We start from the raw sequence: 21,706 nt of genomic DNA on the forward strand, positions 1-21,706 counted from the left end.
CCTCACAATCGATGTCCTCATCGGTATAATGCCGCGATGATTGATCACGCCTTAAACGTCCTGCACGAAATCTACGGTTACGACGCCTTCCGCGGCCCTCAGCAAGCGGTTATCGAATCCGCGTTGGCAGGCCACGACACTCTTGTGCTGATGCCCACTGGCGGCGGCAAGTCGCTCTGTTACCAGATTCCGGCACTGGTGCGCGATGGTATGGGAATTGTAGTCTCCCCCCTGATCGCGCTGATGCAAGACCAGGTGTCTGCCCTGCAACAGCTCGGTATCAACGCTGCGTTTCTCAACTCGACGCTCAGTGATGTCGAGCAACAGGATGTATTGCGTCAGATGCACCAGGGCGATCTGGATATGCTCTACATTGCCCCGGAGCGACTGTTACAGGACCGCACTCTTCGACTGCTGAGCCAGTTTAAAATTTCCCTGATTGCCATTGATGAAGCCCACTGCGTATCCCAGTGGGGGCACGATTTTCGTCAGGACTACCTGTTGCTGAACCGCTTGCGGGAACACTTTCCCGGTGTGCCGCGTATGGCACTTACCGCTACGGCCGATCCACGCACTCAGCAGGAAATCCCCGAACGTCTGGCATTCGATAGCCCCAAGCGCTTTGTCAGTGGCTTTGACCGCGCCAATATTCGCTACAGCGTGCAACCAAAAACCGATGCAAAAAAGCAGCTGATCAAATTCCTGATTGGCCATCGCGACAACTCCGGCATTGTTTACTGTATGTCTCGCAAGAAAGTTGAGTCTACCGCTGAGTGGCTCACCACTCGTGGACTCACTGCTCTGCCCTATCATGCCGGGCTGCCCGCCGAGATGCGCGCCGAGCACTTACAGCGCTTTCTGCGTGAAGACGCCATCGTGATGGTGGCCACGATTGCCTTTGGTATGGGCATTGATAAACCGGATGTGCGCTTTGTCGCCCATCTGGATCTACCCAAGAGCATGGAGGCCTACTACCAGGAAACCGGCCGAGCCGGTCGTGATGGCGAGCCAGCCGATGCCTGGATGGTGTATGGCCTGCAGGATGTTGTTCGGCTGCGCCAGATGGTGGATGACTCCGGCAGCCACGAACAACAAAAGCGCATTGAGCGTTCCAAACTGGATTCACTCTTGGGCTGGTGTGAAGTCACCGAGTGTCGACGGGTGTCGCTGCTGGGTTATTTTGGTGAAGGTTATCAATCAGCCAGTGGCGAGAAAAAGTGTGGCAACTGCGATATCTGCCTGACCCCGCCACAAACCTGGGATGGCACTGAAGCCGCCCAAAAACTTCTCTCTTGCATCTACCGCACCGGCCAGCGCTTTGGGGCCGGCCATGTAATTGACGTGCTGCGTGGCAAAGAGAACGACAAAATGTACCAGTGGGGACATCACCAGCTCTCCACTCACGGTATCGGCAAAGAGCTATCCGACCAGCAATGGCGCTCTGTCGTGAGGCAACTGGTGGTCCAGGGCTATCTTATTTCAGACCCCGAAGCTTATGGCGCACTCCGCTTGACCGAAGCCAGTCGCCCGCTACTGCGCGGCGAAATCAGCCTGACTTTGCGCACTGACCTGGCCGAACCGCAACTGCGCAAGCCGGTTCGCAAACAGCATGGTTCCAATGTCAGCGACTCGGATCGAAAGCTCTGGGAAGCCCTGCGGGCCTGCCGCAAGCAGCTTGCAGACGAACATGGCGTACCGCCCTATGTGATTTTCCACGACGCCACATTGATGGAAATGATGGAATACCACCCTACCAGCGAAATGGAGTTACTGAACATCAGTGGTATCGGCCAGTCTAAAATGGAAAAGTTTGGCAGTGAATTTCTGGAAGTTATCCGGGAGCATGTCTAAGGAACCTTTGATGCTGTATATATCCAATACCGTATCCATTCCCGATGAAGAGATCGACTTGAGTGCCATTCGCGCTCAGGGCGCCGGCGGCCAGAATGTTAACAAGGTCTCCAGCGCCATCCATCTGCGCTTTGATATCAACGCCTCGTCGCTGCCGGATTTTTACAAAGAGCGACTACTGGCCAGCAAAGACCAACGTATCACCAAAGAAGGTGTGGTCGTTATCAAGGCCCAGCAATTTCGCACCCAGGAAAAAAACCGCGAAGACGCGCTGGAGCGATTGCGCGAGCTTATTAAAAAAGCCACTGTCGTCCAGAAAACCCGCCGCCCCACTAAACCCACCAAAAGCTCACAGAAAAAACGCATGGATAAAAAGACTCAGCGAGGAAAGGTGAAAGCCATGCGGGGCAAGGTGATGGATTGAATCTAAAGACACTGGATTGCGTCGCTGCGCTCGCAATGACGAACTGTGTGGGTATCACGTCATTGCGAGCGCAGCAAAACAATTCAGTGTCTTAAAAAAACAACTCAAGGAAGAGTTATGCAAAAACAACCAGCGATATACATCCTCACCAACAAGCGCAACGGCACTCTTTACACTGGAGTAACCAGCAATCTTATTCAGCGTATCTGGCAACATAAACAGCATCAAGTGGATGGATTTTCCAAACGCTATAAGTTGGATTGGCTGGTCTACTATGAGCTTCATCAATCCATGCTTGATGCTATCATTCGAGAAAAGCAGTTAAAGGCCGGTTCTTGCACTAACAAGATCAAGCTAAATGAGTCAACCAACCCTTATTGGAATGATCTATACCCAGCCTTACTTGGATGATAAGACGCTGGGTCGCTTCACTATGTTCGCGATGACGTAAGCTCCGCAGTCGTCATTGCGAGGAGCATAGCGACGAAGCAATCCAGTGTCTTACGCAACCACTTATGCTAAATTCCACCCCATGAAAGTAGACCTGCACTGCCACACCACCTGCTCAGACGGCTCGCTAACCCCACAACAACTGGTTCAGCGGGCCAGTGATAACGGCGTTACCCATTTATCCATTACCGATCACGATACCGTAGCTGCGTACGCGCAAATAAGTATCGAAGACTGTCCGGTTAAACTTATTCCAGGCATAGAATTTTCCACTACATGGCGCAAGCAAGGCGTTCATATCGTGGGGCTGGAAATTGACCTGAATAGCGATGCCATTGCCGAGGGAGTGCAATTCCAAACTGAAGCCAGGCTTGCAAGAGCCGAGCAAATTGCCGCGAAACTCACCGCCAAAGGGCTAGATTGCAATCTGGAAGATGTACAGAAACTTGCAGGTGGCGATCATGTCGGACGCCCTCATTTCGCCCAACATCTGGTCAATGTCGGAGCGGTCAAAAATCAGCAACAGGCATTCAAAAAGTACCTTGGCGCCGGAAAGCCCGGAGACGTAAAACAGCACTGGGCAAGTATGCAACAGGTGATTGACTGGATTCGAGGAGCCGGGGGTACCGCAGTTCTCGCTCACCCGCTCAAATATAAAATGACGCGCACCAAACTATTGGCACTGGTTGAAGACTTTAAAAGCTGCGGGGGCCAAGCCATGGAAGTAGTATCGGGCAAGCAAATTCCTTCCGATACACGCAACATGCTAAATATTTGCGAGCAATTCGAATTGCTTGCCTCCTGTGGGTCAGACTTTCACCATCCGGGATTGCAGTGGTCTGAATTGGGGCATTATTCTGTGATGCCGGAAAGCAAGTGTGACATCAGCAATTATTGGAATTCCTGATTAAACAATCGGCCACTTTTTTTCTTGGAGAAAATAAATTTGTTAAAAGTTAGAGCCTATTTTTAACTTTACCTGTCGCCACAGCTTCCAAAGGATTATCCGGCCAGGGGTGTTTCGGATACCGCCCTTTCATCTCTTTTTTAACCTGTTCATAGCCGGTGCGCCAGAAACCAGCCAAATCCTGGGTTATTTGCAGTGGCCTTCTGGCTGGAGACAGCAGGTGTATCATTAATTCCACCTTGCCATTGGCAATTGTAGGTGTCTGCTGACAGCCAAACATCTCCTGCAATTTAACCGCCAGTACCGGCGGCGACTGAGTATAGTCAATTTGAATATGTGAGCCAGATGGAACCTCCAATCGCAAAGGTGCCAGCTCATCCAACTGCTGTGGTAATGGCCACGGTAACAGCCCCTGTAAAATTGATTTCAGGTCAAGCTGCTGAAAGTGGCTGAGTCGATTGATGTCATTCAGATAAGGAGCCAGCCACTCTTCCAACGTATTCAGCAGATTCGTATCAGATACATTCGGCCAGGGATCGCCAAGATTTTCTTGCAATAGCATCACCCTTGACTTCCACTGACGTAATTCGTCGTTCCACGGCAGTAATTTCAGGCCGCGATTGCGAACCAATTGAATCAGCGCCTCGGTTTTCGCCTCAATAGAAATAGTCTGTATCGGAGTCGCCTGCACAACAATCGCACCAACCATCTTGCGGCGCTCTGCGACAAAACGCTCATCGCGGCTGACCCATTGCACAAATTCTTTTTCAATAACGTTAACCGCCAATTCATCACTCAAAAGCGCGGGATCAAACTCAGCAGCCGAAAAAATAATATCACTGGAGAGTCCTACCCTACCGCCCAGTTCAGCGACGGCCAACCAGTCACAGCGGGAGAGGCTATCGTGCTCCGACAAGGTGGCAGTACGACCATTGCTCAGCAAGTAATTATTACCATTGCGACGTTTTGCGATTCGATCCGGGTAAGCGGCGGCAATTAACAACCCCAATGCCTGCAGTTCATCAAGATCGGCTTTTGACTGGTTTTTGCGACAGAATGATTGATAGCGCTTGGCTTGCTGCAAAATGCGCAGACGCCAGCCTTTTAAATGTGCCGGACAACGACTGTCACCATTCAGGATCATTAAGCGAGTGGACAGATCTGCACCTTCTCTGCTGAGAGGGTCTCGCTCTGACATCAAAGCCGCCAACTGGCAAGCTAATTCCGATACACCATGAGCCATTCCCACCAAAAGCAGATGCGCCAATCTTGGATGCGCAGGCAAATTAGCCATCTGCTCACCATGAGCAGTCAGTTGCCATCCACCTGCATGCGTTTGCTCAGCAGCTCCAAACGCCACCAGTAAATCACGAGCCTGATTAAATGGTCCACTGGGCGGAGGGTTGAGCCAAGCCAGCTCGTTGGGATCATCAATTCCCCAAGCAAGTAGTTGCAGCACCAGTGGTGCTAAATCCGCTTGAAGAATTTCCGGTGTAGATTGAGCGGCCAATTGCTGTTGTTGCTGTTCGCCCCACAGTCGATAACAGTGTCCCGGCCCCAAACGCCCCGCCCGCCCGGCACGCTGCACACTGGAAGCTTTGGAAATTCGCCGGGTCTGCAATCGCGTCATACCGGTTTGCGGATCAAAAATTGGCTCTCGCGCCAAACCCGAATCAACAACTGAGGTAATGCCTTCGATAGTCAAACTGGTTTCTGCAATATTAGTGGAAAGCACAATCTTTCGACCACCGCCATCACAAATCGAAATTGCCAGCTGCTGTTCAGAAAGACTCAAACCCCCGTACAGTGGCGCAATTACCGTATTTTTAAAATCTGTGCCTTCTAACCGCTCCGCCAACGCCTCAGCCACGCGATTGATCTCGCCTTGCCCCGGCAAAAAAGCCAACACGCTACCTTGATGCCTGGTTAGTGCTGTGCAGATGGCATCCACCATCGGACCGGTAATCGGCTCGTTGGGCTGACTGGGTGTGCCGTAGTAAACCTCGACCGGATGGCAACGTCCTTCGCTGGTAATGATAGGCGCATTGTTCATCAACTTTGACACCGCCTCACCATCGAGGGTGGCGGACATAACCAACAGCTTTAGAGGGTCGTCGTCATCGCGAAACAACTCCCTGCCCTGCAGGGACAGAGCCAGGCCGAAGTCGGCGTCGAGGCTGCGCTCATGGAATTCGTCAAAGATTACCAGTGCGGTATCCGCCAGTGACGGATCGTCTTGTAGCATCCTTGTGAGAATGCCTTCGGTGATAACTTCGATTTTAGTGTTATCGCTGACTCGACTTTCCAGCCGAATTCGATAGCCCACCGTTTCACCCACCTTCTCACCCAAAGTGGATGCCATTCGCTCCGCTGCCACTCTGGCGGCCATACGACGAGGCTCCAGCATCAGGATTTTTCGCCCCCTCAACCAGAGCTCGTTCAGTAGCGCCAAAGGTACGACGGTGGTTTTACCAGCGCCGGGCTCAGCCTGCAGAACAAGTTCATGGCGCTCACCCAATTGCTGGCGAATGTCATCAAGAACTTCGCCGATGGGCAGATTTGTGGTGAATGGTTTGGACACAACAATTACCAGATGTCAGGGAGTATCCGGGTTGCTTCCAAACAGCTTGCCGGTACCGGCGCCGCAGGCGATGATCGTGCGCATCATCTCTTCCACTTTGATCTCGGGATGCAACTCGACCTGATCCGGTTTCAGGTGGTACATCAAACCGGAAGTTGGGTTGGGGCCAGTAGGAACAAATACAGTGAAGTCACCATTGGGGTGGCGCGAAGTCACCAGAGCGGTGACAGAGGTCGGGCAATCGGTGCCAAACAATTTCACGAGCGCCACTTCACCACTGGCAAAAGGGGACGAGTCAGGGTCGCCAAAGAACTGCTCCAGTGTTGCCTTGATCAAGCGATATCCCGGTGCCAGCTTCACCAGATAGCGGTCAAAACGGTTGTGAATCCAACGTCCGAGGCCGGTGGTAACAAACCCGCCTATCAGGAAGCAAACCACCAGAATCACGGCAATCACAATCAGGTGGCCTACCAGCTCAGGGAGACCCAAATTGTCTACCACCAGTGTGGTGAGCGGTCGAATCAGGTCGGTAACAAAGCGGAATACCCAGACAAAAGCGGCGGTCAATAAGGCCACCGGCAACAACACCATTACCCCACCAATAAAGATCTTCTTCATACCGCCTTCCTGTTTGAGCACCATTATATGAATGGCTGCATTCTACCTTGATGTTCTGTTAAAAAAAGTTTTCCTTGCTTCAGAATTGGTTCAGGTTCGCGGGAGTAATCTGCACACAACCTCACCAAACGGGTGCGGGATTGAAGAAGGAGAAATACCATGAAAACTCTGACTATGCTGTTTGCCCTGATGGTGGCCTCTACTTCGGTAATGGCCGGTCCCCACCACCGCGATCGTGGTCATCACGTGGATTACGCTAAAGTAACCAGCGTAACCCCGATCTACGAATGGCGCACCGAGCGCAGCCGTCGCCACTACAGTCGCCACGATGATCACCACGACTCCGCCACTGCCCCGGTTCTGGGTGCCATCATTGGCGGTAGTATCGGCAACGCTGTTGGCAACAACCGCAGCAGCAAGAAGGTTGGTGCTGTAGCAGGTGCGGTTTTGGGCGCTGCAATTGCCACAGATATTCAACGCCGCGACCACGATGACGACTACTACGAAGCACGTCATCACCGCGACCATCGCTATCGTGTGATTGTGGGTTACGATGTACGCTATCGCTATCACGGTCGTACCTACTACACTCGCACCAACTACGATCCGGGTCGCCGCATCAAAGTGCATGTTGACGTACGCCCCGCGCGTTGATGCAATAGCGGACAATTTCTAAACTTTAAAAGGAGCCTGACATGCTGCACATTTTTAAACATCTTATGCTGCGCATCAGGCTCCTGCTTGTTTTAATAATCACTGTCAGCGCATTGACCGCTTCCCCACTCGCCCTTGCCGATGTCAGCCGCGAACAGGCTGGTGCCATCGCTCAAAAACAGGTGGGTGGCAAAGTGCTGAAAATCACTGCTATCCAGTACAACAAAAAAGATGCCTTTCGGGTGAAATTGCTTAAATCCAATGGCAGCGTTACCCAAGTTATAGTGGATGCCAAGAGTGGCCGTGTGTATGGCGGCAAATCGTCTTCTGACGATAAAAAAGACAAGGGCAAGGATAAAAGCGACCGTCGTGGATATAGACGCTGACTGGCGGTAACCAGCAAGGGCATAAACTATGCGACTACTGATAGTAGAAGACGAGCCGCAACTGCTCAGCCAACTCCAGCAGTTTTTAACCAAAGACGGCCATGCGGTAGATACTGCAGACAATGGCGTAGATGGACTCTATCAAGGCCGTGAATTCCCGTACGATCTTGCTGTAGTTGATCTGGGGCTACCCCAGCTCAGCGGTATCGAGATCATCAAAACACTGCGCAGAGAAAACAAAACCTTCCCTATTCTGATTTTAACGGCGAGAGGCAGCTGGCAAGATAAAGTGGAAGGCCTTGAAGCTGGTGCTGACGACTACCTGGTGAAACCATTTCACCAGGAAGAGCTTCGCGCTCGCATCAATGCGCTGTTACGACGTTCCAGTGGCCACGCCAGTGCTGAACTTCGTTTTGGCCCACTGGTAATTGATACCACAGCCAAGCAGGTCAGAGTGAACGGTCAGGCACAGGAGTTAACCAGCTACGAATACAATACGCTGGAATATCTTGCTCATCATGCCGGCAAGGTTATTTCACGAACCGAGCTCACCGAGCATCTGTACGCCCAGGATTTTGAGCGCGACAGCAACGTAATTGAGGTATTTATTGGCCGACTGCGCAAAAAACTGGATCCGAAAGGCTCACTAAAACCAATCGTTACAGTACGCGGCCAAGGCTATCGCTTTACTCTTAGCGCTGACGGTGAATCCGCTTGAGCTGGCGAGTATTTTCCGGCTCCCTCAAAGGTCGGCTACTGCTGGCCTCCCTGGTATTGCTTCCACTGTTTTTAGGTATCAGCGGGTTTATGCTGGAAAAATCCTTTCAGCGCAGCCAGGTAAGTGCCCAGAAAGAGCGGCTGGAGAGTTATATCTATTTACTTCTGGGTGCTGCAGAAGTTGAAGATAGCCAACTGGAAATGCCAGAACTCTTGACCGAGCCTCGACTCAATAACCTAAACTCCGGCCTGATGGCCATAATCAGTGACGATAAAACTACCCTGTGGCGCTCCGCCTCCACCTTGATTGACACGCCAATCGATGTGGTGAACACATCATTAGAGCCTGGCAAACGCCATTTTTACGATATTGATTCCGGGGATCAGCAGCTATTTGCGTACAGCTACGATGTAAATTGGGAACTGTCCGATCAAAATCAGCTATTGCGGTTTACCATTCTTAGCAGTAAGGCACCTGTGATTGCCGAAGTAAAAAGCTATCGCACTGAATTGTGGCGTTGGCTTGGTTTGCTAGCTCTGTTTTTGTTAATTGTGCAGTTCCTGATTTTGCGCTGGGGGCTCAAGCCTTTAAAAACAGTCGCAGCGGATTTACGTGACATTGAGTCAGGGGATAAAGAACTGCTGAGCGGCGACTATCCCAGCGAGATTTCTCCGATAACAGGGAACCTGAACGAAGTAATCAGCAGCGAACGTGAACAGCGGGAACGCTACCGAACCACACTGGCAGATTTGGCACACAGCCTGAAAACCCCACTGGCAGTCATGCGTGGTCACTTGGAACAACGCAACGAAGGCAGTGAAAACTCTGTTCTGTTTGAGCAATTAAATCGCATGGACCAGATCGTTCAGCACCAACTGCAACGATCGGTGCGCGCACAAACCAGCACTGCAGGTAAAGTAATTGTTGCTCCGCTGGCACAGCGTTTGTGTAACAGCCTGGCGAAAGTGTTCGCCGAACAGAGCCCCAACTTCCAGCTACAAATTGAAAAGGATGTATTTTTCCGCGGTGACGAAGCAGATCTGATGGAAATTCTTGGTAACTTGCTGGAGAACGCCTGTAAATATGGCAACGGACTAATTCACCTGTCCGCGCGCAATGACCACAAACACCTTTTACTATGTATTGAAGACAATGGCAGCGGCGTTCCCGCCGGCCAACATACTGCCATTTTGCAACGTGGAGCCCGGGCTGATAGCGCCAACCCTGGACATGGGATCGGCCTTGCAGTGGTAATTGATATCGTCAGCAGTTACGGCGGCTCTCTTCAGGTGAACCAATCGGATTTGGGTGGCGCACGGTTTGAGTTACAGCTTTAAACTCCGTCTCAGAAAAAAACAAACATAATTAAGTCACCAAAAAATATTGGCTTTTTTCAACGCTAAAGTTTCTTCCGGTTTTAACAGTACTTCCAGTTTGCCATTGGAAAGCAACGTCCCACGACTAACTTCCAATCCACGAAACTCCTTACTCAATTCACCCTGTCTGTGAGGGTACAGGGCATCGCCAGCTTCACCACTTCGCACGCTGATTTCAGTTGGTGAAGTGACTCCATAATGACAACTGGAAATAACCGTTCCCGGTTTGTGAATACCAAAACCGTGCAGCAGACTATTTACTGACAGCCACGGCATCAGTGCTTCTGAAAATGCACGCAAGGCGGTTTGATTCAGGTAGTTGGGGAAATCCCAAAGCAGACAGATATCAAATTCGGTATGAGCTGGAAAATTGAGAATTTGATGAAACTCATCCCGAAGTTCTTTTTGACCAGCATCAGACTCCTGTAACGTTAAAACAGGTTCCGAATACAAATCCAGGCAATGCAACCTTGTTCGATACCGGGAAAGGAAAGTGACGGTGTCCGGGTTGGCTAGTCCAACATCCAGTACCGTCAAACTGTCCCCAACCTCTCGTCCTTCAAACAACTGAGGCAGCAATTGGCTTTTCAGTAACATTGATAAAATACCAGCCGCACAATGGCACTGTTATAGCAATCAATGGGTGCTTGATACAGTACTGGTTCCCGCAGCCGAGTCACTCTTGGTTTCGACCGGCTTAGGCACCAGGGATTCGGCCTGCTTGCTTTTTGCAGCTGCAACCTTTTCGCCGGGATCCATATCAATACTGCCTTTGAATTTGGCACCATCTTCCAAAGTCACCCTGGGAGCAACGATATTGCCTTGCACATTGCCGCTTTTTGAGATGGTAACTTTTTCGTGACCAGTAATATCACCCTGTACTTCACCATCAATTCTGACCGATTTAGCGGTGATATTGGCATTGACCCGACCGGACTGACCGATGGACAACTCATGATTGCTTAATTCAATTGAGCCCTCCACGGTACCATCCACGATAAGGTTTTCACCGCCGCGAACTTCACCTTTCACCACAATAGTGGAACCAATCATGGCGCAAGTACGTGCTGGTGAGGTCACGCTGGTTGCTGGCATATCACGCACGGAAGCTTCCAGTACGGAACTGGCAGGCTTTGATTTGTCACTACTTTTTTTGTCAAACATGGCTCGCTCCAAACAGTTAGAGGCGATCATCCTATCAATCTCGCCGCTCGAGAAACGCTACCTGAATCTCACCCAGGCCATACAAGGGTCTCAGAATTGTAGGCCAACTCCAATTAGAGCGCCCCGGGCGGTCAACGTTCGGCCTGTCCACCAGTGCTTACAGCCAGTACAATGCGCGCCCTGTTGTCTAAATGAACGAAATTATCTGGTTATGCGAATCTTTCTCGCCCCGATGGAAGGGGTAGTCGATCATCATATGCGCGACCTGATCTCCTCTGTTGGAGGGGTTGACCTGTGCGTGACAGAGTTTATTCGAGTAACAGATGCCGTCCTTCCAGAGCGTGTGTTCAAAAAATCCTGCCCGGAGCTGTTAAGCGACAGCCGCACCCCCACTGGTACCCCGGTAAGGGTGCAACTACTGGGTAGCAATATCGAAAAACTTGCCCGCAATGCTGCCAAGGCGGCTAGCCTGGGTGCTCCGGCCGTAGACCTCAACTTTGGTTGCCCGGCCAAAACCGTGAACAACAGTGACGGTGGAGCCACCCTGCTGAAAGATCCCCGGCGGGTTTACGATATTGTTAAAGCGGTTCGTGAAGCGGTTCCATCGCAGGTGCCGGTAACCGCAAAGATTCGATTGGGGTTTAATGACCGGGAAAGCTACCTGGAAAATGCTCATGCCGCCGTCGATGGCGGCGCTGCCGAATTGGCAGTTCACGCACGATCCAAAGCTGACGGCTACAAACCACCCGCCTACTGGGATTACATCGGCCGCATTCGCGAAACCGTAAATATTCCGGTCATAGCCAACGGCGAAATCTGGACGCTGGACGATTACCGTCGCTGTAAAGAACAGTCAGGATGCGAGGATTTTATGCTTGGCCGCGGCCTGTTGGCACGGCCTGATCTGGCGCTGCAAATTAAAGCGTTTGAAGCCGACAAAGAATACCAACCCATGCCTTGGCAGCAGGTATGTGTTCTGCTTTACCGTTTCTACCTGGAAACCGCTGCCGCCTACCCGGAAAAGTTCCTGGGCAATCGCGCCAAGCAGTGGTTGATGTATCTGCAGCGAACCTACCCTCAGGCGGCAGAGATGTTTGAGGAAATCAAACGCATGAAGACCGATGATGAATTTAAGGCCGCTTTCGCTCGACAGTTTGGTGAACTACCCAACGCTATTCTCGGCCATTAAAACACTTCCACTCCGTCATTCTGAGCGAAGCGAAGTCAAAAGCGCATGACGCGTTGGGCGCCGAAGGTGACAATCTCTTGTTTGTTTAGAGATCCTTCGTTGCGCTCAGGATGACAGCAACCTAAAAACCCAAGCCTATAAATTTCGACTCTTTTTCACCAAGTCATAGGCCACTTGAATTTCTTTGGCTTTTTCCGTTGCCACTTTCAGCATATCTTCAGGCACCCCCTGCCCCATTAACTTATCCGGATGATATTGGCTCATCAGTTTTCGATATGCTCGCTTTAGCTCCTGATCGCTAACATCCGAACTGACACCCAGTGCTTTATAGGCATCATCCAGGGCATTGCTCGCTGATGCCGCTTCGCCTTGATAACCTCGATAACCTTGGGAAAAATGCGACTGATTCAAGGTCATGTTCAGAATCGCCTGGAATTCTGCCTGACTGAACCCCAGTTGTTGGGCAATTTCTTCCAGCAGGGATTTTTCTGCCGCATCTATCACACCATCCGCAAGAGCCATCATCACCAGGTAAACCAATAAAACCTGGCGCAAGTTGCGGGTATGGCCACAGGCAGAGCGAAAATCGGCCAGTGTCTGACGAATATCAAATCCACTGGCAGAACCTTGCTTAAACCAATCGATGGCCTGCTGACGGTGTTCTGCGGTCATTCCGAGCTGACGGATAAACGCCTCGGTATGATCTATTTCCGCCTGGGAGATATGTCCATCAGCCTTGGCTAGCTTGCCCTTGAGAATAAATACTGTTTTCAGAAATACTCGTTGGCGTTCACCTTGGGTAAAGGGGTTAAACCCGCCAGAGCCGTAACTTTTTACCCGGTCAAAAGTACCACCCAGCAAAAAGCCAAAAATCGCCCCAAGAGGGCCAAATGCCAGGCCAACAAGGGCGCCAATTATTTTAAACACTGTGATCTTCCGTTTTTGAATACGACGAACAGTTTATCTAACACTTGGAATGAACTCCAAGGGCAAGCTGTATTTCAATCACTATACTGAGACTAAGAACTACAACATTTGGAGTTCACTCTTGAAACAGACATTGAGCCTGAGCTTTCTGGGTGCCGCCGGCACCGTTACCGGATCGCGCTATCTGTTGGAACTTCGCAATGGCGGTCAATTAAACCGTATTCTTGTAGATTGTGGGTTATTCCAGGGTTACAAGAATCTACGACAGCGCAACTGGAGACCATTCCCGGTAGAGCCAGAGACTATCGACGCGGTGCTGCTCACTCATGCGCATCTGGATCACAGCGGCTATTTACCCCTGTTTGTTCGAAATGGCTTTGAGGGACCCATCTACTGTACAGCAGCCACACGCGATCTCTGTGAAATTCTGTTGCTGGATGCAGCTCACCTTCAGGAGGAAGAAGCTGCCTTCCGCAATCGCCATCACTACAGTAAGCATGAACCCGCCCTGCCTCTCTACAACCGACAGGATGCAGAACGTGCGCTAAAGCAGTTCAAGGTGGTTGAGTTTGATAAACCACTGGACGGGGGTCCGTGGAAAGTTCGCTTTCACCCCAACGGCCACATACTTGGCTCTGCTTTTCTGGATGTGGAGATTGGCGGGAGACATATTCTTTTTACCGGCGACCTTGGCCGTCCCAACGACCTGATTATGCGACCACCCGAGCCACCGGTTTACTGTGATTACCTGGTCACAGAGTCCACATACGGCAACCGGCTACATGACAATCGAGACCTGCAGAGTACGGTGGCCGACATTATCAACACCACAGTGCAGCGAGGGGGCAGTGTATTAATTCCCTCTTTTGCAGTAGGGCGCGCTCAAGCCATGCTTTACCTGCTTAACCAGTTGCGGCAGAACAATCGAATTCCCAATATTCCCATGTACCTCGATAGCCCCATGGCCATTCGGGCAACAGAGGTGCTGCAGCGCCACTGCAACCTTCATCGTTTGAACAAGCATGAGTGCCAATCTCTGGACGATCAGGTGACCTTCACTCGCACCGTAGACGAATCTCGCGAACTGGACCATCTGAAAGTACCATCAATTATTCTCTCCGCCAGTGGCATGGCTACCGGTGGCCGCGTTCTTCACCACCTTAAGCGTATGATTCGTGATCATCGAAATACAGTGTTGTTTGCCGGCTTTCAGGCAGGTGGTACTCGCGGCGCTCGGCTGGTTGATGGGGCCAAAACCGTACGAATTTTTGGCAAGGAGATGAATGTTCAGGCAGAGATTCAGCAACTGGCTTTCTTATCTGCTCATGCTGACTATCAGGAACTGACTCACTGGCTACAGAAAATACCTGTGGCACCCAAACAGTGTTTTATCACCCACGGCGAACCGGAAGCGTCCGACCAGTTAAGGCTCAGGCTAAATGAAATGTTTGGCTGGAGTGCCTGTGTACCGGAGATGGGAGAGCGGGTAGAGCTTTAATGCCTACCCGCACGCAACGTTGATTTGGAGTTCAGTCAAGGCTTTCTGCCGCGACGTGCCTCAAATGCAGCCTGCTGTTCCGGGGTAGCGTCGGTCTGGTACTTATCCTTCCACTCACTGTAGGGCATACCGTAGACGATTTCACGCGCCTGCTCGTATTCCACTGTTTCGCCACGCTCTTCAGATGCCGCCACATACCACTTGGCGAGACAGTTGCGGCAGAAATCCGCCAGGATCATTAGCTCTATATTTTGCACTTCCTTATGGTTATCGAGGTGTTGTAACAGGCGACGAAATACTGCTGCTTCCACTTCGGTGCTGGTTTGTTTATCCATAATTTTTTCCTCAAAACTGTAAATTTTCGAATGGCGTCAACAGGCCCACCTATAACTGCCGATGGGCATTTCCAATCTGTTTACTCACTTTCTCTGCAACACCGGCCTGTTTGGCAAACTCCGGCCAAGCCTGAACAGCGGCATGCACCTCGTCAATCACCTGCTTGGGGCGTGGCAGGCTGATGGAGTGCCCCACATCCAGTAAATCCTGAACTGTAAAGTGATCCCGCTTTCCATTGATAGACATCTGATGCTGGTTGGTCCAGACACCTGCGGGGTTATGGGCATAAGTGACATCATAAGCCGGTGACAAGCGCCACTGCCCATCCTCATCCATCAGGAAAGCTATGTTTTTGGTGTGGTCATCCTGATTGCGCGCCAGCACATTCAACACCATACGTCGAAATTGCTGCTCCGCCTCAATACGGGACAACCTCAATTGACGCATCACTGTAAAAGCCTGCTCGTAGCCGTAGGCACCGGGCATATTAAAGTCGAAATGGGCGACACCACAGAGCGTTTGCATGTGCTGCTTGCGCATTTTTCCCTTGGAGTCCCGTTGGCGATCAAAGCGGCGGGTCATAAAGTGCGCCCTGCCACCTTCCTCCAGTAATCGACACTCACTCATCTGAATGCCAGCCTTCTGCGCCATCAGATAGTAGCCGTATTCAATTCGACCGTAACCCTTGGGCTTTCCGAGCTCCAAATCATCGACGCCATCAAATTTCAGCAGCCAGTAATCAAATCCCTCTGGCGCTTCCACTTGTCCGGAACGCACGTCCCCATCATCGTTCATGGCAATAATTGCTTTGGGTCTGGCGCCACCAGCAGAAGTGCCAACGCGCAAAATATCAAGCATGGCTTCGCCGTTTTGGCTCTCAGCAGGACGCTCAAAATCAAATGCCACCTGCAACTGACTACGCTCGGCGGTAATCTGTTGTGCCAGCTTAACCAACTCCGCTACCTCAACTGGTACTGACTGCTCCTGACCACGGCGATTGATGGCTGGCGCAAACTCCAGCGCGCCCATGCCACGACTCCCTGTGTAACACAACCGCTCTACCGGGCTGAAATCGGCCCCCGAACGACCGTTGCGTGCCAACCAGGCGTCAATCAGGTTATTACCAAATTTGTCGGGTAGCGAATCTGCCAACAAACCCGGCAAACCCTTATAGGTATCCCGGTTAAGGCCTGCAAAGCTGTATAAGCCATCTCCACGCAAGGCATCTTGCAATGGCATATTAATGGGCGACAAATCCAGTCCGCGACGTAAAAAGTCCGGCTCAAATTCAAATACTGCCAGATCGCGATCTGCGAGCCAGCTCACAGCACCAACCGTCATCCCCCAAAGCTGGACCAGGGCCGTATCCACCCGATCTACCATTCCACATCATCCTTGGTAGATTTACCGGAATGCCCACGACTGCCGGTAGCCCTCTGACGAGGCCGCCCACGGCGTTTGGCCAGTTGCAACGGACTGATTTTCGGCTCTTCCAACAACCCCTCCAACTGTTCGAGCACTCCCAACTCACGCATTACAGCGACGACGGTAGCGAGTTTGGCTTTACCGTTTTCCAGTGCCTTGATGGTATTGAGAGACAACAGCGTACGCTCAGCCAGCTCTTGCTGACTGAGATTTTTGCGAAGCCGCAACGCTTTAAAGCGATCACCAAGCTCCTGAAGAATAGTCTGGTCACTGAATGAGTGAAAATCTTTAAAAGCCATATTTAGGTCTTTAAGTTGGATTAAAACCACTTAACAGATCAAATATTAGCCCTTATGAAACATAAATCAAATAATTTTAAAGATCCTTTTTAAGGCTTTTAAATTGATATTTGCTAATTTAAAGCCTTATTAAAGGCTGTTACCTATAATAGATCTTATGAATTGCTTCCAGATAGCCAGCTCGGCAGCTCGCTGGTCGGCAACTTTTAATTCATTCTTAACTTTCCGTACTTTAACCACGTGACCATCCCCTCGCACATACAGTCGTTCCCCCGAATCCAGCTGCACAAAACTGATTTGCTCCACAGGCAACCGCCAAGTCACCTCTTCTGCCGCAGAAGTAATAGCGATGGTAGCCATATCATTCATTCTCGGTCTCCGATCTGATCTGGGGCACGGCGATTGCCAGGTATCGCCAGGGGGTATGCAGCTCAACACCACGGAATGGCCAACAGGTGTAAAGCAGCAAAGATTGCTCTGGAACATACAAATCCGTGTCATCAATATTGACCACTTCCAATTCGGTTACTTGAAAACGCCGAGGCCCAGAGTCCTTGTAATATTGAAACTCAAGCACTGAGCCAAGGGTTATATGTTCAAGGAATGAAAAGTGGGTATCGCGGTGACCGCTAACGACAAGACCACCGGAAGAAGTCGAAATCAAACCGGGCCCAAATGCCAATGCCTGACCGTTATCACCCGCCAGCACTACTTGGTCAACATTGAGTTTCGGAATATGCAATCGAGCCACCGGCCAGGTATCCGCCCAACACCAGGGCTTCACCTGCTCACCCTTCTCAAGGGACTCCTTCCAGGCAGATCGAATCAGGTACTGCCCAAGCTGCGCTTTGGCGTGGATATATAGTGAATCAACTATCAAAGCTATCGCAAAAAGAGCCAGCACAGCAGCCAGGTGGCGGCGCCAATTTCTGAGTAAAAAAAATGGGCTGACACCTTTCGGCATCAGCCCCAAGGCCACTTTTGACATATGAAAAACTGTGGCCATCTTGCTCACGGCGGGGAAACCTTAAAGTGCTTTTGTTGCATTTGATGACACAAATGGATCTGTTGGTGACCAATTTCTGCCCGAGCGCCACAAAACTATCGCCAATAGCAAGAGTACCAGGGCTAACAGACTGTTACGAAGGGCTGGCGTAGCGGTCTGGACCGGGTTGAACTGGGTTCCTTTCGGTGCATTATTGGCAATTGGGTGATTTTTCAGGCCCTGATCTTCGGGCCGAACAGGAGTGACATCGACAGCAACCAGACTGGTAAACGGGCTTACCAGATGATGATTTAGGGCCAGCTCCAGTACCTCACTGCGCAACTGATCGCGATAAACCAGATCACGCTGGTGACTACGCTGGTCAACCAGGCTTTTAATTTTTTGCCGCGCCCAAAGCACATGAATACCATCGTGACGGGACGGAGAAAGCGCTACTGTTTCGCGCCATTCTGACTCACCGGCCCAGCCAGTCACCAGCGCCTCGCTCGGCAAACTGGCACCTGTGAACTGTACAACCAAAGGCTCTCCCGCATACAAATCAGGAATTGGCGAGGGAATCACCTCTATAGATGATGAGCCAGACAACTGAACTTTCAGATCCGTAAGTACCGGAGCTTCCAGCTTGCGATAGAGGTCGGCCATTTTTGTAGCTACTTCATTGGCATTGGCAATATAGGTGAAGGTCCCTCGTCCAAACTCTGCCGCCCGAGTCATAAAATAGCTGTTCGGTGCCGAGCCTATACCCACGGTAAACAGCCGTGTACTGCCAAGCTCAGCGCGAATCATCCGAAATAGCTGCTCTTCGTTACCAATAGCGCCGTCGGTGATAAAGATAACCTGTCGAACCCTGCCCTCATCATTGCACTCCTTGCACAAAGCCGCCTCTGCCGCTTTAAGCATTTCAGTGCCACCTCTGGATTCAAGCCCCCTAACGAAAGAGCGAGCTCTACTTAATGTACCAGGCAGTGCTGGCTGAACATCAGCAAACAGGCTGTCAGTCGTTGAATTAAACTCAACAACGTTGAAGCGATCTTGCTCCTTCAATCGATCAAGCGCCCACAACAACGACTGTTTAGCCTGACGAATTGGCTCGCCCCCCATGGAGCCAGAGGTGTCGATGACAAAAATAACATCACGAGGCAGATGATTTTTCTCGGGCTCCAGCGATGGCGGTGTGATTTGCAACAGGCCGTACTGGTTACCTTCGTATTGTTCGGAAAAAAAGGCAGCCTGAGGAACTGCTTGATCCTCAGGCTGCCAGCGCAGTTCAAAATCGCTGTCAGATAAATGGCCACGTTCGGTTAGCGACACAACTGACTGCAAGGGGGATGGCACATCCATGTGCACACTGTGGTGGGGAGAGACCACCTTTCCAAGGAGAAAACCGGGATTTAAAGAAACCGTGATTCGAGTGGGATTGGTATTTTCCGTGCCAATATTCCAGGGAGGGGTTATACGCGACGCATCGGGAACTGCATCAGTATCAGGCGCTATTCCATTGCCAGACTGTTGAACCAGGCCCGACTCATCCACAATCGGACTTCCCGGCACATAGCGCGGCGTCACTGTCATCGGGTAACGCAGGCTATATTCAATACCATCGCGATGTACCGAATGCTGGTATTCGATCTCGACAACAATCTGTTCGCCCGGAGGAATATTGGCGACGCTGGTGGTAAACAGGTTGGGGCGCTCCTGTTCTACGAGGCTGGCACGCTTACCACTCTGCTTGGCCACCTGATAGATTTTTTTTGCCTCTTCCCGCTCCTTGATTTGACCTTCGATTATCCGTTCACCAATACGCATGCGCATATGATCGACAGCAGCATTTTCTGGCAGAGGAAAAAGATAGGTCGCTTCTGCCCATTGCTCTGAGGGGTTGTGAAAACGCTGTTTGACCACTGCCCTCACAATGGGACCGGTCACATTAATGTTCACGTAGGAATCGAGGGTGGGTGCTACCCAGCGGGTAGACTCCTCATTGAACCTGAGGAACAGAGTACCTGAGCTGACATCATCCCAGGATCGGGAAGTGGTGGCCGAAGCCGGCAGTGCGATGACCACCAGCCCCAGCCATAGAAAGATATAAGTAAGTAACCAGTGAGCTGTTGATGGGGTGGTTATTTGCTTGAATCCGTTCATCGCTCTCACCCTCTCTGGGTTAACCTTTAATTTCTGCTCAGCCTTGGCGAATCATCAATTGCCTGCAAACCTTCGGCAATCAACTCCACCCGGCGATTTAATTGCTTACCACTGATACTGCTATTGGAAGCGATTGGGGCAGTCTCGCCACGACCATCCACTTCGAATACTCCTGCGGGAACACCCACTTCCATTAACCTGTCTGCCAGCGCATGGGCGCGGCGGATGCTTAGCAGCATATTGCTCTTGTCAGACCCTTCAGCATCGGTGTGGCCAACCACGGTAATGCGGGTAATCTGCTGCCAACTGTCGAATTTCTCCAGAAGCGGGGCCAATTGAGTATCGATATTGGTCGGCAATAAGGCGCCACTGCTTCCGCTGTATACTTTCAGGCTGTAGCGAACGGGCCTTAATACAGGCGGCCTGTCGAACTGTTCAGCCGAATTTTCCACCTTCGGAGTTTTTACAACTTGATCCGCAGATGAAACCTGGTTCTGGCAACCGGCACTCAATACAAGTGCCGCCGCCAAAGCCACTGAAGAAATCAGTGTTTTAATTAGTGAGCAGCGCATGCCCGTAACTCCTGTTGAGAACCCAGCTCATTGCCGCTGGAGTCGAGGATTGTGAACTCAATCACATCACCATAACCATCCATAGTCAGAGGCTGAGGAATCAGGTGCCGACAAGCGACGTCATGACTGAATGGAACCAAACGGTCATACAGTTCCGGGTGGTTGTAAAAAAGATCGTCAGTGATTGCTACAAATTCTTTCATGAGTTCCTACCTGGCCTCTTTGAGCCTTTAATCTAAATGAGCCTTGATGTGATTAGCATTAAAGCTAATGAAAATGGAACGGACGGGTATAAAAACTGGACAAAAAGTGAAAGTTAATTTGAACCACTGTCTCCCCCACGCCTTCAAAGGTATGTTTCCCCCTAAAACAGCACATCAGGGTATGATAGAGCCCTGACAGAACCAAAAACGGGAAGCTTTCACGTTAAGTTCGGGCTGATATCACCAACTGAGAAATTACCCCTACCAACAATAAGGATTCCAATGAGCTATTTGATTGCCATAGTCGAAGACGACGCCGACCAACGCAGTAATTACTGTGCAGCCATTGAAAACAAAGGATTTGAGACAGCGGCTTACCCAAATCGGGCAGCGGCCTTGGAAGGAATTCGTGAACGCCAGCCTGATCTCGCTGTACTCGACATCATCCTGGAGAGTGAAGTGGATGGCGGCTTTATGCTGTGTAGGGATCTGCTTGCGCAAAATCCGGAGTTGCCGGTTATTTTCCTGACTGAGCGAGTGGACGAGATCGATAAAATTTCCGGTCTGCGCCTTGGCGCCTGGGACTACCAACCCAAGCCGATCAGCGCCACCTTCCTGGCCGAGCGTGTGGCCTCCCTTTTACGTTTGAAAGAAGTTCGAGCCGCACCCGAAACCACTAAGTCAAACGCCAAACGGGTCGGCGACCTGACCCTGAATGAAAGCTCAATGCAGGCTGCCTGGAAAGGTGAGCGTGTTGACCTGACACTTACCGAGTTTCGCTTGCTGGCACACCTGCTTCGAATTCCCGGCGAGGCAGTTACTTACGACAGTCTGATGCAATCAACCATCCAGAGCTACGTCACCAGCAACACGATTAATACACACATGCGAAATATCCGGAAAAAATTTCGACAGCTCGATAGCGAATTTGACTGTATTAAAAACGAATACGGCTTCGGTTACCGCTGGGCAAAATAAAA

General features: G+C 51.0%; 24 protein-coding genes. 11 read left to right on the forward strand and 13 right to left on the reverse strand.

Annotated elements, in window-relative coordinates:
* Nucleotides 1–36: 36 nt before the first annotated feature.
* The 4 genes from recQ to QP938_08140 all read left to right on the forward strand — a co-directional run bounded on the left by recQ (nucleotide 37) and on the right by QP938_08140 (nucleotide 3,632).
* Nucleotides 37–1,851: a DNA helicase RecQ gene (gene recQ, locus QP938_08125; protein WIO73274.1), complete on the forward strand. Its 1,815-nt coding sequence runs from the start codon at nucleotides 37–39 to the stop codon at nucleotides 1,849–1,851.
* A gap of 10 nt (nucleotides 1,852–1,861) precedes the next feature.
* A complete protein-coding gene (gene arfB, locus QP938_08130; protein ID WIO73275.1) occupies nucleotides 1,862–2,275 on the forward strand; it encodes an alternative ribosome rescue aminoacyl-tRNA hydrolase ArfB in 414 nt (137 codons plus the stop codon).
* A gap of 117 nt (nucleotides 2,276–2,392) precedes the next feature.
* A complete protein-coding gene (locus tag QP938_08135; protein WIO73276.1) occupies nucleotides 2,393–2,686 on the forward strand; it encodes a GIY-YIG nuclease family protein in 294 nt (97 codons plus the stop codon).
* Nucleotides 2,687–2,771: 85 nt separating this feature from the next.
* Nucleotides 2,772–3,632 (forward strand): PHP domain-containing protein, encoded by an 861-nt coding sequence (locus tag QP938_08140; protein ID WIO73277.1) that lies wholly within the window; start codon nucleotides 2,772–2,774, stop codon nucleotides 3,630–3,632.
* 49 nt (nucleotides 3,633–3,681) lie between these two features.
* Here the strand turns inward: QP938_08140 and hrpB are convergent, their stop codons facing one another.
* Entirely contained in the window at nucleotides 3,682–6,213 is a 2,532-nt protein-coding gene (gene hrpB / locus QP938_08145; GenBank protein ID WIO73278.1) for an ATP-dependent helicase HrpB, read from the reverse strand.
* A 15-nt stretch (nucleotides 6,214–6,228) separates the two neighbouring features.
* Entirely contained in the window at nucleotides 6,229–6,831 is a 603-nt protein-coding gene (locus tag QP938_08150) for a DUF502 domain-containing protein (GenBank protein ID WIO73279.1), read from the reverse strand.
* A 159-nt stretch (nucleotides 6,832–6,990) separates the two neighbouring features.
* On the opposite strand from QP938_08150, the gene QP938_08155 reads away from it, so the two are divergent.
* From QP938_08155 to QP938_08170, 4 genes are read left to right on the forward strand one after another with little or no spacing between them, the layout of a single operon-like run.
* Entirely contained in the window at nucleotides 6,991–7,485 is a 495-nt protein-coding gene (locus QP938_08155) for a glycine zipper 2TM domain-containing protein (GenBank protein ID WIO73280.1), read from the forward strand.
* A 41-nt stretch (nucleotides 7,486–7,526) separates the two neighbouring features.
* Nucleotides 7,527–7,871: a PepSY domain-containing protein gene (locus QP938_08160; GenBank protein WIO73281.1), complete on the forward strand. Its 345-nt coding sequence runs from the start codon at nucleotides 7,527–7,529 to the stop codon at nucleotides 7,869–7,871.
* A gap of 28 nt (nucleotides 7,872–7,899) precedes the next feature.
* The gene (locus QP938_08165) at nucleotides 7,900–8,589 is read left to right on the forward strand and encodes a response regulator transcription factor (protein WIO73282.1); all 690 of its coding nucleotides are present in this window, start codon (nucleotides 7,900–7,902) and stop codon (nucleotides 8,587–8,589) included.
* On the forward strand, nucleotides 8,586–9,926 hold the full coding sequence (locus QP938_08170; protein WIO73283.1) for an ATP-binding protein: 1,341 nt from the start codon (nucleotides 8,586–8,588) through the stop codon (nucleotides 9,924–9,926). Before QP938_08165 ends, QP938_08170 begins: the two co-directional genes overlap by 4 nt.
* 33 nt (nucleotides 9,927–9,959) lie before the next feature.
* On the opposite strand, the gene QP938_08175 is transcribed toward QP938_08170, so the two are convergent.
* Together QP938_08175 and QP938_08180 are read right to left on the reverse strand one after the other, a co-directional pair.
* The gene (locus tag QP938_08175; protein ID WIO73284.1) at nucleotides 9,960–10,562 is read right to left on the reverse strand and encodes a hypothetical protein; all 603 of its coding nucleotides are present in this window, start codon (nucleotides 10,560–10,562) and stop codon (nucleotides 9,960–9,962) included.
* A gap of 39 nt (nucleotides 10,563–10,601) precedes the next feature.
* Nucleotides 10,602–11,129 carry a polymer-forming cytoskeletal protein gene (locus QP938_08180; GenBank protein WIO73285.1) on the reverse strand — a complete coding sequence of 176 codons (528 nt, stop codon included), beginning with the start codon at nucleotides 11,127–11,129 and terminating at the stop codon, nucleotides 10,602–10,604.
* A gap of 211 nt (nucleotides 11,130–11,340) precedes the next feature.
* Here QP938_08180 and QP938_08185 point away from each other — a divergent pair, with 211 nt between their 5' ends.
* Nucleotides 11,341–12,318, forward strand: coding sequence for a tRNA-dihydrouridine synthase (locus tag QP938_08185; protein WIO73286.1), 978 nt, complete (start codon nucleotides 11,341–11,343; stop codon nucleotides 12,316–12,318).
* Between the two features lie 135 nt (nucleotides 12,319–12,453).
* Here QP938_08185 and djlA read toward each other — a convergent pair whose 3' ends face one another.
* Nucleotides 12,454–13,245 carry a co-chaperone DjlA gene (gene djlA / locus QP938_08190; protein WIO73287.1) on the reverse strand — a complete coding sequence of 264 codons (792 nt, stop codon included), beginning with the start codon at nucleotides 13,243–13,245 and terminating at the stop codon, nucleotides 12,454–12,456.
* A gap of 121 nt (nucleotides 13,246–13,366) precedes the next feature.
* Between djlA and QP938_08195 the strand changes: the two genes are divergently transcribed.
* Nucleotides 13,367–14,743 (forward strand): MBL fold metallo-hydrolase, encoded by a 1,377-nt coding sequence (locus QP938_08195; protein WIO73288.1) that lies wholly within the window; start codon nucleotides 13,367–13,369, stop codon nucleotides 14,741–14,743.
* A gap of 35 nt (nucleotides 14,744–14,778) precedes the next feature.
* Here the strand turns inward: QP938_08195 and QP938_08200 are convergent, their stop codons facing one another.
* The 8 genes from QP938_08200 to QP938_08235 all read right to left on the reverse strand — a co-directional run bounded on the left by QP938_08200 (nucleotide 14,779) and on the right by QP938_08235 (nucleotide 20,726).
* Nucleotides 14,779–15,078: a DUF1244 domain-containing protein gene (locus QP938_08200; GenBank protein ID WIO73289.1), complete on the reverse strand. Its 300-nt coding sequence runs from the start codon at nucleotides 15,076–15,078 to the stop codon at nucleotides 14,779–14,781.
* A 49-nt stretch (nucleotides 15,079–15,127) separates the two neighbouring features.
* Nucleotides 15,128–16,462, reverse strand: a complete 1,335-nt coding sequence (locus QP938_08205) for a type II toxin-antitoxin system HipA family toxin (protein ID WIO73290.1) — start codon at nucleotides 16,460–16,462, stop codon at nucleotides 15,128–15,130.
* Nucleotides 16,456–16,803 carry a helix-turn-helix transcriptional regulator gene (locus QP938_08210; GenBank protein WIO73291.1) on the reverse strand — a complete coding sequence of 116 codons (348 nt, stop codon included), beginning with the start codon at nucleotides 16,801–16,803 and terminating at the stop codon, nucleotides 16,456–16,458. Before QP938_08210 ends, QP938_08205 begins: the two co-directional genes overlap by 7 nt.
* A 129-nt stretch (nucleotides 16,804–16,932) precedes the next feature.
* On the reverse strand, nucleotides 16,933–17,172 hold the full coding sequence (locus QP938_08215; protein ID WIO73292.1) for a hypothetical protein: 240 nt from the start codon (nucleotides 17,170–17,172) through the stop codon (nucleotides 16,933–16,935).
* The gene (locus QP938_08220; protein ID WIO75639.1) at nucleotides 17,165–17,809 is read right to left on the reverse strand and encodes a class GN sortase; all 645 of its coding nucleotides are present in this window, start codon (nucleotides 17,807–17,809) and stop codon (nucleotides 17,165–17,167) included. Before QP938_08220 ends, QP938_08215 begins: the two co-directional genes overlap by 8 nt.
* Before the next feature lie 21 nt (nucleotides 17,810–17,830).
* Nucleotides 17,831–19,951: a marine proteobacterial sortase target protein gene (locus QP938_08225; protein WIO73293.1), complete on the reverse strand. Its 2,121-nt coding sequence runs from the start codon at nucleotides 19,949–19,951 to the stop codon at nucleotides 17,831–17,833.
* Nucleotides 19,952–19,977: 26 nt separating this feature from the next.
* Complete coding sequence (locus QP938_08230) at nucleotides 19,978–20,523, reverse strand: OmpA family protein (GenBank protein ID WIO73294.1); 546 nt, start codon at nucleotides 20,521–20,523, stop codon at nucleotides 19,978–19,980.
* The gene (locus tag QP938_08235) at nucleotides 20,508–20,726 is read right to left on the reverse strand and encodes a hypothetical protein (GenBank protein ID WIO73295.1); all 219 of its coding nucleotides are present in this window, start codon (nucleotides 20,724–20,726) and stop codon (nucleotides 20,508–20,510) included. The genes QP938_08230 and QP938_08235 overlap by 16 nt, the downstream gene beginning before the upstream one ends.
* Nucleotides 20,727–21,008: 282 nt before the next feature.
* On the opposite strand from QP938_08235, the gene QP938_08240 reads away from it, so the two are divergent.
* A complete protein-coding gene (locus tag QP938_08240; GenBank protein WIO73296.1) occupies nucleotides 21,009–21,704 on the forward strand; it encodes a response regulator in 696 nt (231 codons plus the stop codon).
* Nucleotides 21,705–21,706 lie beyond the last annotated feature (2 nt).

Source organism: Porticoccaceae bacterium LTM1 (assembly GCA_030252795.1).
Classification (GTDB): domain Bacteria; phylum Pseudomonadota; class Gammaproteobacteria; order Pseudomonadales; family Porticoccaceae; genus SCSIO-12696.

Coding starts and splice junctions, on each gene's coding strand:
- QP938_08135 (WIO73276.1), top strand. CDS start 2,393: ATGCAAAAACAACCAGCGATATACATCCTCACCAACAAGCGCAACGGC.
- QP938_08185 (WIO73286.1), top strand. CDS start 11,341: ATGCGAATCTTTCTCGCCCCGATGGAAGGGGTAGTCGATCATCATATG.
- QP938_08230 (WIO73294.1), bottom strand. CDS start 20,523: ATGCGCTGCTCACTAATTAAAACACTGATTTCTTCAGTGGCTTTGGCG.
- arfB (WIO73275.1), top strand. CDS start 1,862: ATGCTGTATATATCCAATACCGTATCCATTCCCGATGAAGAGATCGAC.
- QP938_08180 (WIO73285.1), bottom strand. CDS start 11,129: ATGTTTGACAAAAAAAGTAGTGACAAATCAAAGCCTGCCAGTTCCGTA.
- QP938_08225 (WIO73293.1), bottom strand. CDS start 19,951: ATGAACGGATTCAAGCAAATAACCACCCCATCAACAGCTCACTGGTTA.
- QP938_08160 (WIO73281.1), top strand. CDS start 7,527: ATGCTGCACATTTTTAAACATCTTATGCTGCGCATCAGGCTCCTGCTT.
- QP938_08200 (WIO73289.1), bottom strand. CDS start 15,078: ATGGATAAACAAACCAGCACCGAAGTGGAAGCAGCAGTATTTCGTCGC.
- QP938_08175 (WIO73284.1), bottom strand. CDS start 10,562: ATGTTACTGAAAAGCCAATTGCTGCCTCAGTTGTTTGAAGGACGAGAG.
- QP938_08235 (WIO73295.1), bottom strand. CDS start 20,726: ATGAAAGAATTTGTAGCAATCACTGACGATCTTTTTTACAACCACCCG.
- QP938_08215 (WIO73292.1), bottom strand. CDS start 17,172: ATGAATGATATGGCTACCATCGCTATTACTTCTGCGGCAGAAGAGGTG.
- QP938_08150 (WIO73279.1), bottom strand. CDS start 6,831: ATGAAGAAGATCTTTATTGGTGGGGTAATGGTGTTGTTGCCGGTGGCC.
- recQ (WIO73274.1), top strand. CDS start 37: ATGATTGATCACGCCTTAAACGTCCTGCACGAAATCTACGGTTACGAC.
- QP938_08165 (WIO73282.1), top strand. CDS start 7,900: ATGCGACTACTGATAGTAGAAGACGAGCCGCAACTGCTCAGCCAACTC.
- QP938_08205 (WIO73290.1), bottom strand. CDS start 16,462: ATGGTAGATCGGGTGGATACGGCCCTGGTCCAGCTTTGGGGGATGACG.
- QP938_08210 (WIO73291.1), bottom strand. CDS start 16,803: ATGGCTTTTAAAGATTTTCACTCATTCAGTGACCAGACTATTCTTCAG.
- QP938_08240 (WIO73296.1), top strand. CDS start 21,009: ATGAGCTATTTGATTGCCATAGTCGAAGACGACGCCGACCAACGCAGT.
- QP938_08155 (WIO73280.1), top strand. CDS start 6,991: ATGAAAACTCTGACTATGCTGTTTGCCCTGATGGTGGCCTCTACTTCG.
- QP938_08220 (WIO75639.1), bottom strand. CDS start 17,809: ATGGCCACAGTTTTTCATATGTCAAAAGTGGCCTTGGGGCTGATGCCG.